General features: G+C 71.0%; 12 protein-coding genes. 4 read left to right on the top strand and 8 right to left on the bottom strand.

The genetic code is table 11. The features are described 5' to 3' along the window. The 7 genes from AAEP80_RS06055 to AAEP80_RS06025 form a co-directional block, all read right to left on the bottom strand. Nucleotides 1–1,179, bottom strand: coding sequence for a sensor histidine kinase (locus AAEP80_RS06055; RefSeq protein WP_420366348.1), 1,179 nt, complete (start codon nucleotides 1,177–1,179; stop codon nucleotides 1–3). Beyond that, entirely contained in the window at nucleotides 1,176–1,829 is a 654-nt protein-coding gene (locus tag AAEP80_RS06050; RefSeq protein WP_420366347.1) for a response regulator transcription factor, read from the bottom strand. The genes AAEP80_RS06055 and AAEP80_RS06050 overlap by 4 nt, the downstream gene beginning before the upstream one ends. Nucleotides 1,830–1,914: 85 nt before the next feature. Beyond that, on the bottom strand, nucleotides 1,915–2,469 hold the full coding sequence (locus AAEP80_RS06045; protein ID WP_420366346.1) for a DUF2231 domain-containing protein: 555 nt from the start codon (nucleotides 2,467–2,469) through the stop codon (nucleotides 1,915–1,917). A gap of 83 nt (nucleotides 2,470–2,552) precedes the next feature. After that, nucleotides 2,553–4,721, bottom strand: a complete 2,169-nt coding sequence (locus AAEP80_RS06040) for an ATP-dependent Clp protease ATP-binding subunit (protein ID WP_420366345.1) — start codon at nucleotides 4,719–4,721, stop codon at nucleotides 2,553–2,555. A 54-nt stretch (nucleotides 4,722–4,775) separates the two neighbouring features. Continuing rightward, the gene (locus AAEP80_RS06035) at nucleotides 4,776–6,179 is read right to left on the bottom strand and encodes an MFS transporter (RefSeq protein ID WP_420366344.1); all 1,404 of its coding nucleotides are present in this window, start codon (nucleotides 6,177–6,179) and stop codon (nucleotides 4,776–4,778) included. A 94-nt stretch (nucleotides 6,180–6,273) separates the two neighbouring features. Then, on the bottom strand, nucleotides 6,274–6,546 hold the full coding sequence (gene tatA, locus AAEP80_RS06030; RefSeq protein WP_413602936.1) for a twin-arginine translocase TatA/TatE family subunit: 273 nt from the start codon (nucleotides 6,544–6,546) through the stop codon (nucleotides 6,274–6,276). 163 nt (nucleotides 6,547–6,709) lie between these two features. After that, nucleotides 6,710–9,340: a glycoside hydrolase family 2 protein gene (locus AAEP80_RS06025; RefSeq protein WP_420366343.1), complete on the bottom strand. Its 2,631-nt coding sequence runs from the start codon at nucleotides 9,338–9,340 to the stop codon at nucleotides 6,710–6,712. Between the two features lie 229 nt (nucleotides 9,341–9,569). Here AAEP80_RS06025 and AAEP80_RS06020 point away from each other — a divergent pair, with 229 nt between their 5' ends. The 4 genes from AAEP80_RS06020 (at nucleotide 9,570) to AAEP80_RS06005 (ending at nucleotide 11,966) form a co-directional block, all read left to right on the top strand. Continuing rightward, nucleotides 9,570–9,989 carry a pilus assembly protein CpaE gene (locus AAEP80_RS06020; RefSeq protein WP_402728024.1) on the top strand — a complete coding sequence of 140 codons (420 nt, stop codon included), beginning with the start codon at nucleotides 9,570–9,572 and terminating at the stop codon, nucleotides 9,987–9,989. A 55-nt stretch (nucleotides 9,990–10,044) separates the two neighbouring features. Further along, the gene (locus AAEP80_RS06015; RefSeq protein ID WP_420366342.1) at nucleotides 10,045–10,875 is read left to right on the top strand and encodes an aldo/keto reductase; all 831 of its coding nucleotides are present in this window, start codon (nucleotides 10,045–10,047) and stop codon (nucleotides 10,873–10,875) included. A gap of 158 nt (nucleotides 10,876–11,033) precedes the next feature. Next, nucleotides 11,034–11,171, top strand: coding sequence for a hypothetical protein (locus tag AAEP80_RS06010; protein ID WP_420366341.1), 138 nt, complete (start codon nucleotides 11,034–11,036; stop codon nucleotides 11,169–11,171). A 72-nt stretch (nucleotides 11,172–11,243) separates the two neighbouring features. Next, the gene (locus AAEP80_RS06005; RefSeq protein ID WP_420366340.1) at nucleotides 11,244–11,966 is read left to right on the top strand and encodes a hypothetical protein; all 723 of its coding nucleotides are present in this window, start codon (nucleotides 11,244–11,246) and stop codon (nucleotides 11,964–11,966) included. A 133-nt stretch (nucleotides 11,967–12,099) separates the two neighbouring features. Here the strand turns inward: AAEP80_RS06005 and AAEP80_RS06000 are convergent, their stop codons facing one another. After that, nucleotides 12,100–13,248: a class I SAM-dependent methyltransferase gene (locus tag AAEP80_RS06000; RefSeq protein WP_420366339.1), complete on the bottom strand. Its 1,149-nt coding sequence runs from the start codon at nucleotides 13,246–13,248 to the stop codon at nucleotides 12,100–12,102. Nucleotides 13,249–13,275: the final 27 nt, after the last annotated feature.

Raw genomic sequence — 13,275 nt, 5'->3', positions numbered from 1 at the left:
TTACGCCGACGAAACGTCGACCTGCACGCGCAGCCCGCCCTCGTCACGACCCGCGACCGAGAACCGCCAGCCATGTGCCTGCGCGATGGAAGCGACGATCGAGAGCCCGAGCCCGCTGTGCCGTCGTCCGGAGTCAGGCACTGCCGAGCACCGCCGGAACGGCTCGACGAGCAACGGCACCACGTCGTCCGGCATGATCGGCCCCGAGTTCTCGACGACCATCCCATCCGGCGACGTGGTCACGTGGACGAACCCGTTCAGCACGTTGTACTCGACCGCATTGCCGACCAGGTTGACGAGGAGCTGACGGACCAGCAAGGGCTCGCCGGGCACGATCAGGCCCGGAGGCTCGGTGCGGTCCTCGTGGGTCACACGCACGCCCGCCTCGTCGGCGGCTCCGGCAGCTCCCGCGACGACCTCGTCCACGACCGCCCCCAGGTCGACGTCCGTCGTGGCGCCCGCCAGGCCGCGGTCGGCCTCCGCGAGGACGAGCAGCGACTCGACGAGGTGCTCCGTCCGGCGGTTCTGCTCGAGCAGTTCGTCCCGTGTCGTCCGGACGTCCTCGGCGTCGGCACCGTCGTGCAGTCCGATCTGCATCGCCGCACGCTGGACGGCGAGAGGTGTCCGCAGTTCGTGCGAGGCCTGCGCGACGAACCGTCGCTGGCTCTCGAACGCCGATTGCAGCCGGTCCAGCAGGTCGTCGACCGTTCCGGACAGCCGCCGGAGTTCGTCGTCGGGGCCCTCGAGCGCGATCCGCTCGTGCAGGTTCGACGCCGTGATCCGGGCGGCGGTCGCGGTGATCCGGTCGATCGGACGGAGCATGCGGCGGCTGAGCAGCCACCCGATCCCACCCGCGACGGCGCCAGCGCCCGCGATCCCGATCGCCGACCACTGCCACTGCTGCGCCGCGACGATGCGCACGATCGCCACCGACCGCAGCTTCGAAGGGGCGAGGTCGCCCGGGTCGGTGGCGCCCGTCGGCATCGGCTTCGGCGCGGCGGTCGCGTCCGTCGGCCGGAAGTCGGTCGAGTCATGCATCGTGGTCGTGTACGCCTCGCTCACGCCCGCCTGCGACATCAGGTTCGAGAACACGACGACCCCGGCGGCGAGCGCCATCGCCGCGAGCGCGAAGACCACGGCGGTGCGGACCCGGATGCTCCACGTGCGCCTGCCCGTCACAACGCGTAGCCCTTGCCGGGGACCGTCCGGATCGGATCGGGCTCGCCGAGCTTCTTGCGGAGCTTCGACATCGTCACCCGCACGGCCGCGGTGAACGGGTCGATGTTCATGTCCCAGACCTTCTCGAGGAGTTCCTCGGCGGAGACGATGCGGCCATCGGCGCGGAGCAGGGTCTCGAGGACGCCGAGCTCCTTGGACGTCAGGTCGAGCGGCCGTCCCGCACGCGTGGCGATCCGCCGGTTGGTGTCGACGAGGAGACCATCCCGTTCGAGGACGGGTGCCGCGGGTGCGACGCTCCGGCGCCCGAGTGCCCGGACGCGGGCGACCAGCTCGGGGTACTCGAACGGCTTGGCCAGGTAGTCGTCCGCGCCGAGTTCGAGGCCGTTCACCCGGTCGGTCAGGGTCGTCGCTGCGGTGAGCATGAGGATGCGGGTCAGACTCCCCCGACCGGCGAGCCGACGGGCGACCTCGTCACCGTGGAGCCCCGGGACGTCGCGGTCGAGCACGACGACGTCGTAGTCGTTCACCGCCAGGAGCTCGTCGGCGTGGTCGCCGCGGTACGCGACGTCGACGGCCATGTCCTGCCGGGTCAGGCCCTTCGCGACCAGGTCGGCCAGGGCGATCTCATCGTCCACCACGAGTACACGCATACATGTATTGCATACGATGTTGCTCTGCGTGGACTGGGACGACACGTCCCGAGTCTTCGCCGTACGGTGTTTCGCGGCTGTTGCGTCAGGCCTCGAACGGGACCTCGCCGTGCACACTCACCCCGGCACGCTGCCGGTAGGCCAGGTGCCCACCCAGGTACCCGCCGACACCCACCACCGCCAGTCCGGCGAACCCGAGGAGCTTCCCCGCGCCGTGGTTGCCGCGCTTCCGCTGCAGCCACGAGAACCCGTAGAGCGAGATGCCGACCCAGTTCACGGCCTGGTGCACCCACCCCGTGCGGAGCTGCTCCCGGTCGAGTTCCGACCAGTCGACGTACCCGGCGACGCTGGCGCTGCCCGACGACACGAGTCCGACGCCGACGAGGGTCTTCGCGGCCTTCGCGTTGCCCTTCCCGCCGAGCAGGTCGAGCACCGCCGCGGAGATCCACGCCCCGAGCGGGACCTGCACCATCAGCGGGTGGATCGGGTGCCCGAACGGCACGCCGTGCAGCAGCCGACGGAGCGACCTGGGCTTCGCGAGGACCTCGACCACCTTCCGGTCGATGTCGACGGCCGTGTCGAGCACGCTCGCGTGCTCGATGGACTCGGTGAGGCGACGGAGCGCGCGGATCTCGGGCATGGGGGTGAACGTAGGCCGCCAGGCCCGTCACCGGTCCCAGGAACCGGTGACGGGCCTGGCGTCGGCCGCATGCCGAGCCGCAGCTACTCCTCGACGATCTCCGCCAGTTCGAACGGCTCCACCGTCAGGGCGTCGCCGCCCTCTGCGACGTCCACGCGGACGGTGTCGCCGTCGCGCACGTCACCCGCGAGGATCGCCCGCGCGAGTTGGTCGTCGATCTGCCGCTGCATGAGGCGACGCAGTGGCCGCGCGCCGTACACGGGGTCGTACCCGCGCTCGGCGAGCCATCCGCGTGCCTGGGGGGTGACGGCGAGCTCGAGCCGACGACCGGACAGGCGCCTCGCGAGCCGGTCGACGTACAGCGAGACGATCTGCCCGAGGTCCTCCGCGGTGAGCGCCTGGAACACCACGATGTCGTCGAGCCGGTTGATGAACTCGGGGCGGAAGGCCTGCTGCACGAGCTCGCGGACGGCCTCTTGGCGCTGGTCCTCGGTCAGGGACATGTCGGTCGTGAACTGCGAGCCGAGGTTCGACGTCAGCACCATGATCGTGTTCCGGAAGTCGACCGTGCGGCCCTGCCCGTCGGTCAGACGGCCGTCGTCGAGCACCTGGAGCAGCACGTCGAACACCTCGGGGTGGGCCTTCTCGACCTCGTCGAGCAGGATCACCGAGTAGGGGCGACGACGGACGGCTTCGGTGAGCTGCCCGCCTGCCTCGTAGCCGACGTACCCGGGCGGGGCGCCGATGAGCCTGGCGACGGAGTGCTTCTCGCCGTACTCGCTCATGTCGATGCGGACGAGGGCCTTCTCGTCGTCGAAGAGGAACTCCGCGAGGGCCTTCGCGAGCTCGGTCTTGCCCACGCCGGTCGGGCCGAGGAACAGGAACGACCCGGTCGGGCGGTCGGGGTCCGAGATGCCGGCGCGGGTGCGTCGGACGGCTTCGGACACGGCGGCCACGGCGGGCCGCTGCCCGATGATCCGGCGGCCGAGTTCGGTCTCCAGGTGCAGGAGCTTCTCGGTCTCGCCCTGCAGCAGTCGGCCGACGGGGATGCCGGTCCACTGCGCGATGACCGCAGCGATGTCCTCGTCGGTGACGCTGTCGTTCACCATGCGGTCGGCCGACTCGGCCTGTTCGGCGGCGGCGAGCTCGGCTTCGATCCGGGGCTTCTCGGCGTACTCCAGCCGCGACACGGTGGCGTAGTCGGCTTCCCGCTGCGCGCGCTGGCTGCGCATGTTGAGGTCGTCGAGCTGCTGCTTGAGCTCACCGATGCGGTTGAGGCTCGCCCGTTCCGCCTGCCAGCGCTGCTCGAGCGCCGCCAGACGTTCCTCTCGGGAGCGCAGTTCGGTGCGCAGGGTCTGGAGCCGGGCCTTCGAGGCGTCGTCCTTCTCCTGCTTGAGCGCGAACTCCTCGACGCGCAGCCGGTCGACGTTCCGCTTCAGCTCGTCGATCTCGACCGGGCTGGAGTCGATCTCCATGCGGAGACGCGACGCTGCCTCGTCGATGAGGTCGATCGCCTTGTCGGGCAGCTGCCGGCCGGAGATGTAGCGGTTCGACAGGCTCGCCGCGGCCACGAGCGCGGAGTCGTTGATGGTGACCTTGTGGTGCGCCTCGTAGCGCTCCTTGAGCCCGCGGAGGATCGCCACCGCGTCCTCGACGCTGGGCTCCCCGACGTAGACCTGCTGGAAGCGCCGTTCGAGTGCCGCGTCCTTCTCGATGTACTCGCGGTACTCGTCGAGGGTCGTCGCGCCGATCAGCCGGAGCTCACCGCGTGCGAGCATCGGCTTGAGCATGTTCGACGCCGCGACGGAGCCCTCGCCGCCGCCGGCGCCCATGAGCGTGTGCAGCTCGTCGATGAAGGTGATGACCTGCCCGTCGGAGTCGTTGATCTCCTTGAGCACGGCCTTGAGCCGCTCCTCGAACTCGCCGCGGTACTTCGCGCCGGCGATGAGGGCGGAGATGTCGAGCGACACGAGTCGCTTGTCCTTGAGCGAGTCGGCGACGTCACCCGCGACGATGCGCTGGGCGAGTCCTTCGACGACGGCGGTCTTGCCGACGCCCGGCTCACCGATGAGCACGGGGTTGTTCTTCGTGCGCCGGGTCAGCACCTGGCTGACACGGCGGATCTCGGCGTCGCGGCCGATCACCGGGTCGAGCTTGCCGCTGCGAGCGACGGCCGTCAGGTCGACGCCGTACTGCTCGAGGGCGGTCTTCTGACGCTCTTGCGAGTCAGGCGCGCCCTGGAGGTTCGCCATGGGGTTCCGTCCTTTCCTTGCGTTGGTCCGATACTTGAGTCTACTCGACTCAAGTTAGGTTCGCGAGTGGGTGTTCCGGATGCCGACGGCACTGACGACCGAACCGGCGAGGAGCAGCAGCGCCATCACGATCACCGCGCGGTGGAACCCGCCGACGCTCATCGCACCGCCGAGCACGACGCCGGCGAGCGCCACCATCACCAGGCTCGCGATGCGGGCGATCGCATTGTTCACCGCTGAGCCGACACCGGCCTCGGTCTGCGGCACGGAGCCGAGCACGGCGCTGGTCAACGGCGTCACCATCAGGGAGATCCCGACACCGACGAGGACGAGCCCCGGGAACACCGCGTACCAGTACGCGCCTGGTTCGCCGCCGACCAGGACCATGAGGAGCGACCCGACCGCGGCGACCGCTGGTCCCGCAGCCATGAACCAGCGTGGACCGTACCGACCGGCGAGCGATCCGACCGTCGTCGAGAGCAGCAGGAGGAGGACCGTGGGCGGCAGCGTCGCGAGGCCGGCGAGCCAGGCCGGGAGCCCCCACACCTCCTGCAGGAAGAGCGTGACGACGAAGCCGACCATCCCGAGGGCTCCGTAGATCGAGAGCGTCGCGATGTTGCCCACCGCGAAGTTCCGGGCGCGGAACAACCCCAGGGGGACGAGCGGTGCCCCGGTCACCCGGGTGACGCGGAGCTCCCACGGCACGAACCCGACGAGCGCCAGCCCGCCGATGACGAGCGCGGCCACCACGGTCGGCGCACCCCACCCGAGCCGCCCCTGCTCGATGAGCCCGAGCACCACCCCGCCGACGCCGACCACCGCGAGCACGGCGCCGACCACGTCCACGCGGGGGCGGTGCCCGGCGACGACGTCACCCGAGATCCGGCGGACGAGCGGGATCGTCACCGCGATGGGGACCGCCGTGAGGACGAAGATCCACCGCCAGCCGATGCCGTCGACGATGAGCCCGCCGATCACCGGACCGACGATGACAGCGGCGCTCGACCACGCCGTCCACGACCCGATCGCCTTCGCCTGCGCCGCTCCCCGGTAGGCCGCGACGATGAGCGCGAGCGAGCTCGGGGTGACGAGCGCGCCACCGACGCCCTGCAACGCCCGCGCCACGATGAGCACGGCACCGGTCGGCGCCACCGCGCACAGCACCGAAGCGACCCCGAACACGACGAGGCCCCACGTGATGATCCGGACGCGGCCGAACAGGTCGGAGAGCGAGCCCGCGACGAGGATCAGCGACCCGAGCGTGACCAGGTACGCGTCGACGGTCCACTGCTGCACGACGAGCCCGCCGCCGAGTTCCTGCCGGATGGCCGGCAACGCGACGTTCACGACGCTGGAGTCGAGCCCGACCACGAAGGACGCCAGGATCGCGACGACCAGCACCACGCGGCGGTCGTCACGGAGCGGCGCGGTGTGCACCGGGCTGGCGGGATCGGTCATGCGCTCATCATGCGCCCTCGGAGCGCCCCGGGAACGACGGAGCCCCGCACCTGTGGACAGGTGCGGGGCTCGGTCGTTCCCGGGGCTGGGATGTCTAGTTGGTGCGTGAGTCCGAGTTGGGCTGGACGGACGGCGCCGGGTTGACGACCGGGGCGGCCGTCGAAGCCTGGTCGGCGGGGACGCTCTGGACGGTGGTGCCGTCCGTGCCCTTGGCCTTCTTGTCGTCGGTGTCCATCTCCTTCTTGAAGATGTTGATGGACTGGCCGAGGCCCTTGGCGAGCGCCGGCAGCTTCGTCGCGCCGAACAGCAGCACCACGATGCCGAGGATGATCAGCAGGTGTACACCGGTGAGGTTTCCGAGCATCATGACTCCTTGATTCTGGAAGTGGTCGCCGTCAGCTCGTCGTCATCGACGGGCCCGGCGGAAGCCGTGGTCCGTCCATCGTAACTCGCACGGGCCGGGAAGCCCAGGTCGAGCGCCCGAACGAACACCTCCCGCACAGGATCGACACCATCAGCGCGCCAGGAGGTCAGTCCGCCAGCACGCGGTCGAGCGACCACAGCACGGCGGTCCCGGTCAGTCTCGGGATGTCCGCCTCGGTCACGCCGTGCAGGCGGTACGCGACCCGCTCACCCGGCAGCAGGGTCATGAACCCGCGGTCGACGGTGCCACCCGGCTGCACCCGGTCGGGCTGGAGGAGCAGGTCACGCACGAGCGACTCGGCCTCGACGACCAGGTCGAGCCCGTCGCCGTCCGCCGCGGGGGTGAACGCCGCGCGGTAGTGCGCCGGTTCCCACCGCATGTCCTTGTCCGGCGCCGGAGTCCACACCGCGCGACGCCAGTCCATGTCGGCCACGACGAGCTCACCGGTCGGGTCGCCCACCACCCCGACCGCGTCAGGCAGGGTCACGACCGCGACACCGGCCGCGTCGAGGTGCACGGGCAAGGTCTCCTCGGCGAGGACACGGCCGGCGAGGTCGATGCGCCGGACGCGGACCACGCTGTCGAGACCGCGGCGGGTCGACCGGACGGCAACCTCGATCGGCGAGGAACCGGCGGGTGCGGAACCGGCCACGTCCGCGACCGGCAGCGACGCGGTCGGGTGATCCGAGCCTCCAGTCCGGTCCGGGGCAGGAACCGTCCGGACCGACGAGACGGGCCGGATCGCCACCAGGACGTCGTCGTACAGCCGACGCAGCTCGTGCGCCAGCGGCTTCAGCCGCCCTGCCGAGTCGATCGCCGACCAGGACGACACGGGCCACAGGTCGTTCAGCTGCCAGACGATGACCCCGGTGTTGCGGGGCCAGTGCGTGCGCCAGTGCTCGACGCCGGTCGCTATGGCGCGCGCCTGCTGGAGCTGCGTCAGGTAGTGCCACCGGTCGAAGTCGGACGGCACGAGACCGAACCGGGGCGCGAGCCCGTCCGCGAGCTTCTGCATGCCGGATGCGGCCTTCTGGTGGTGCACGACACCGGGCGAGGACGGCGTCATCGGCTCGTCCGAGACCGCGTCGCGCATGGTGCGCCACGCGGGCGGTGCCTGCCAGCCGAACTCCGACACGAACCGGGGGACCGAGTCGCGGTAGTGGTCGTCGGAGAGGCGGTTCCAGACGTCCCACGAGTGGTGCGTCTCGTGGTCGACGTCGTTCGCGAAGAGCGACTCGGAGCCGGACCACGGCGACGCGACCGTGTAGAACCGCGACGGGTCGACCGCATCGACGATCGTCGGCAGCAGGTCGAGGTAGTAGTCGAGGCCCCAGCCGCGCTCCCCGAGCGCCCGGTCCCAGCCGTCGACGTCGTGCAGCCAGATGTTCTCGTTGTTGCCGTTCCAGAGCACGAGCGAGGGGTGCCGGGAGAGCCGGGCGACGTTGTCGCGGGCCTCGGCGATGACCTCACTGCGGAGCGGCTCGTCCTCGGGGTAGGCCGAGCAGGCGAACGGGAAGTCCTGCCAGACGAGCAGGCCGAGCTCGTCGCAGACCTCGTAGAAGTCGTGCGACTCGTACACGCCACCGCCCCAGACGCGGACCATGTTCACGTTGAGGTCGGCCGCTGCACGCAGGCGCGATTCGTACCGCGGACGGTCGACCCGCGACACGATGACGTCGTCGGGGATCCAGTTCACACCGCGGACGTCTATGCGCGTGCCGTTGACGTACACGTCGAACGGACGACCGATGTCGTCCACCGCGGTGTCGATCCGCGTCGACCGGAACCCGGTGCGGAACCCCTGGCGGTCGAGGACCTCGCCGTCGACGGTCTGCAGCTCGACGACGACGTCGTAGAGCGGCTGCTCGCCGTACCCGCGCGGCCACCACCGCTGCACCTCGGGGACCCGGACGGTGACGACGGTCTCGTCCTGCTTCGGGGTGACCTGCGCGCGAGACCGCTGCCGGGTCTTCGCGCCGTCCTCGGTCTCGCCGGAGACCGTGACGACGAGCACGAGGTCGTCGTCCTCGCCGTCCTGGTCGAGGTCGTTCAGGCCGGACCGCTCGAACGCGATGTGTGCGTCGAGGACGCCTTCGCCCGCCTCGATGTCGACGAGCGGCCGGACGTCGCGGAGCCTCGCGGTCGACCAGCGCTCGATCGCGATGGGACGCCAGGGGCCGCTGGTCACCGCGGTGAGCCCCCAGTCCCAGCCGAAGTTCGACGCCATCTTGCGGACATACGGGAAGGGCTCGTCGTACGGCCCTGGCATCGCGCCGGCGCGGGCTGCGACGCGGCCGGCTTCGCGGTAGGGCGACTCGAACAGGATCTCCAGGTCGCGCTCGGTCCTGGCGTTGCTGCCGTCCGTGGTGTCGCGGAGGTCGAAGCGGTAGCGGCGGTGCATGTTCCGGGTGGCACCGATCTGCACGCCGTCCAGCGTCAGCTCGGCGACGGTGTCGAGGCCGTCGCAGACCAGGTCGACGCGCTCGTGACCACGGGGGTCGACGTCGAGCGTGCGCGAGTACGTCCAGTCGGCGCGCCCGACCCACTTCGCCGCGTCCTCGTTGCGGTCGAGCGTCGGGTCGGCGAGCAGGCCCTCGCGCTCGAGGTCCGTGTGCACCTGACCGGGGACCGTGGCGGGGATGCCGGCGATGGCACCGGCCGGCGCGGTCGCCGGAGCGGTCTCGTCGACCATGGCGACGGTCCAGGCGTCGCGGAGTTCCTCGCGTTCGAGCGTCATGCGGATCCTTCTCTGGGCGGGCCGATCCGTGGCCCACCGCGGTCGGGGCCCGGCCGGCGGACCGTCCCGTGGCCGGTTCAACCGCCTGGAGGCACGGCACCGGTCGTCCGGGCGTCGTCGCGTCGCGCGCGTGGAACAGTCGAGTGGCCCACGCACGAGGGTGCTCCGCGATGCTAGTACGGGTTGCTTTCGGGAACATCCGTACGGGCTGCCGTGGCAGGTTGGGGAGGTGATCACCGTCGAACTCGCCAAGGACCTCCGCGCAGCCGGGCTCCGCTGGAACCCCGAGACCGGGGACCGGTTCGTCATCGACAAGCCCGGGGTCGACGACGACGTGTACACCGTGTCCGAGATGACCGTCGAGCGGCACGACCACCCGTCGGGCACCATCCTCGGGTTCAACGGGACGACCGAGTGGGCGCTCGACTCGGTGACGGCAGCCGAGTCGCTGTGGTTGCCGCGCGAGGACCAGTTGCGCGAGCTGCTCGGACCGTCGTTCGTCGGGCTCACCCGGGTCGCCGCCGGGGAGCGTGTGGTGCACACGGTGACAGTGGTGCTCCGGGGCGAGGACCGGTCGTTCGCTGCTGCGGACCCGGCGATCGCGTACGGGCAGGCGTTGGTGGCGTACATCACGGCCGCGCTGGAGTGAGCGTGCCTGAACGAATCCGGAATGGGGTTCGGGTGTTCCCTGGTTGTCTGGGAGCATGACCGTTCCGAACATCACACTCAACGACGGCAAGACCATCCCGCAGCTCGGCTTCGGTGTGTTCCAGATCGACCCCTCCTCGACGAAGGAAGCGACCCTGACGGCGCTCGAGGTCGGCTACCGCCACATCGACACCGCCGAGATGTACGGCAACGAGAAAGAGGTCGGCGAGGCGATCGCCGAGTCCGGCATCCCCCGCGAGGAGATCTTCGTCACGTCGAAGCTCAACAACGGCTTCCACGACCCCGCGCTCGCGCTGGAGAACGGCAAGAAGTCGGCCGACCTGCTCGGTGGCTACACCGACCTGTTCCTGATCCACTGGCCGCTCGCGACCGTCAGCGACTTCGTGCCGACGTGGAAGACGTTCGAGGAGCTCTACGCCGCCGGCACCTCGCGCTCGATCGGTGTCTCGAACTTCGAGGCGCACCACCTCCGCAAGCTCGTCGCCGAGACGACGATCACCCCGTCCGTGAACCAGATCGAGGTGCACCCCTACCTGGCGCAGGAGTCGCTGCGCGCGGTCAACCGCGAACTCGGCATCGCGACGGAGGCATGGTCCCCGATCGCCCAGGGCCTGGTGCTCGACGACTCGACGATCGTCCGGATCGCGGAGTCGGTCGGCAAGAGCCCCGCGCAGGTCGTGCTCCGCTGGCACATCCAGCGCGGCGACATCGTCTTCCCGAAGTCGGTCACCCGTGCCCGCGTCGAGGAGAACTTCGCGATCTTCGACTTCGAGCTGTCCGACGAGGACATGACCGACATCACGACGCTCGACAAGGGTCACCGCACGGGGCCGGACCCCGACACGTTCGCCTACATCCCGGAGTAGGCGGGGGCCGGGCGGTCCTGTGGGCGGGCTCGGTAGCTGCTCGTCCTGACGACAAGTGCGCATGCGCCCGCATGCGCACTTGTCGTTTCCGCGTGCAGCTTCGCCGGACGCCTGTGGACAAGCCGGGAGGCTCGCCCCGCGCCCGCCACGATGGGCGCGTGATCCCCCTCCCGGACTGCCCGATCGTGCGCGTCGACGACCGCACGCCGCCGTCCGTCGCGCGGGCTGTGCAGCGCCGTGCCGGCGCCGACCTCGTGCGGATCGGTCGCGGACTGGACGTCGACCGTGCGCAGTGACTCGCGCTGGACGACCGGGCGCGGCACCTCGTACGGGTCCGCGCCGTCCTCCCCCGGCTGCCCGGCGACGCGGTGTTCGCCCACGAGTCCGCCCTGCTCCTGCACGGCATCCGGCTGCTCGGTCCCGCGCCGGTCCGTGTCGTGGTCGCCGAACCGTGTCGCACGCGCGTCGACCGCCGCTCCCCGCTCGTCGAGTCGCACCCGATGCCACCCGGCGCGCTCGAGACCGTCCACCTCGGCCCAGAGGACGTCCCGGTGCTCGGCCTGGCGGGCGCGGCGGCCGCCACGGCACGGTCCATGCCGTTCCGGGACGCGGTCGTCGTGCTCGACCAGGTGCTCCGCCGAGGGGTCCCCCGCGACGAGATCGCCGCGGCCCTGGCGCCAGGGTCCCGACGCGGCGCGGCCCTGGCGCATGCCGCGCTCGACTTCGCCGATCACCGGTCGGACTCGGTCGGCGAGTCGCTCGCCCGGGTCGTCCTCCACGAGACCGGAGCCCCGCGGCCGCAGCTCCAGCACGAGTTCCGCTCCCCCGATGGCCTCCGCGCCCTCGTCGACTTCTGGTTCCCGGACCAGGTCGTCGTCGTCGAGTACGACGGCGCCGTGAAGTACCGCGATGCACGGACGCGCGACGGCCGCTCCCCGGAGCAGGTCGTCATCGCCGAGAAGACCCGCGAGGACTGGATCCGCGCGCTCCCCGAGGTCAGAGCCCTGCGTCGGCTGACATCGCACGACCTGCGCTCGGTGCCGTTCGTGGCGGCGACCCTCCGCGCCGCCGGGGTCCCGACGACCCACTGACGCGCCCGCGAGTCGACCGCGGCCCGTTGCCCGTTGCCTGTTTCCCGTTGCTGCGCGCGGTCCCGACAACCGCACGCGCGCCCGCATGCGCACTCGTCGTCAGGGCGAGCACCTCCGCTGGCGAGCCGGCCCGTCAGGCCCGGCGGGACGCCGTCACGGTGAACTTGTCAGTGCGGACGACCTGACGGGTCGGTCCGACGACCTTCTCGAGCACCGGCCGGTACCGCAGGTGCGAGTTCCAGACGCACCACAGTTCACCGCCGGACTGGAGGATCGTGGCCGCGTTCCGGAACATCGCCTCGGCCGCGTCCGTGCTCACGGTGGTGTCCGCGTGGAACGGCGGGTTGCAGAGGACCAGCTGGGCGGACCCCTCGTCGAGTTCGTCGCCGGCGTCGCTCCGGACGGTCGTGACGCGGTCGCCGACGCCGTTGCGGTCGGCGGTCGCGCGGGTGCTCGCGACCGCCGCGTGCGAGACGTCGGTCGCGACGACACGGATCCCCGGCCGTCGCCGCGCGATCGCCGTCGCGATGACGCCGTTCCCGCAGCCGAGGTCGACGGCGACCCTGGCGGTCGGCACGGCGTCGTCCATCGCGTCGAGGAGCACCCGGGTGCCCATGTCCAGGGAGGAACCGGCGAAGACCCCGCCGTGCGCGGCGATGGACATCCCGAGTTCGTCGTTGTGCACCACGCGCGGCCAGGGCGCCGTGATGGCCGCACGGTTCGCGGCGGCGGTCAGGGGGTCCTGGGCGACGAGCAGCCGCGACTTCGCACGCCCGCGGGACGCCACGACCTCGCCGAAGGACCGTCGGAGGACGTCGTTCTGCGACAGGGTCATGAACTTCGTCCGTCCACCGCAGAGCAGCACGACGTCCGGTGCGGCGAAGCGTGCGACGGCCCTGGCGATCTCGTCGAGGCGGTCCAGGGACTTCGTCAGGCGGAGCAGCACGAGCCGGGCGTCCCGGAACGTGTCCTCGAGGGAGTCCGGGTGGTGGAAACCCCGGTGGCCGAACGTGCCGGCGTTCGCCTGCAGGGCACGCTGCGACACGAGCGAGTCCTGCACGACGCGGACGTTCGTGGCCCCGTGGACCGCGATCACGCCGATCGTGAGGACGCCGCGCTGGTCGTCCACGATCGCGACCGCTCCGGGCTGCCGCAGCGCGTCGCCGTGCACGTGCGGCGCCTCGTCGAGGATGAAGCGGTCGGTGCCGTCGATCGCGAGCAGGTCGGGCCCGTCGTCGTCGGGCGTCCGTCGGAAGAGGTCGGCGAAGTCGAACGCGGGCACCGGTGAAGCGTAGTCGGTCGGGCTCTC

The organism is Curtobacterium sp. L3-7 (assembly GCF_048756585.1).
In the GTDB taxonomy this organism is placed as follows: domain Bacteria; phylum Actinomycetota; class Actinomycetes; order Actinomycetales; family Microbacteriaceae; genus Curtobacterium.
The sequence above is the reverse complement of the archived record's forward strand: the minus strand, read 5'-3'. Positions and strand labels throughout refer to the sequence as shown.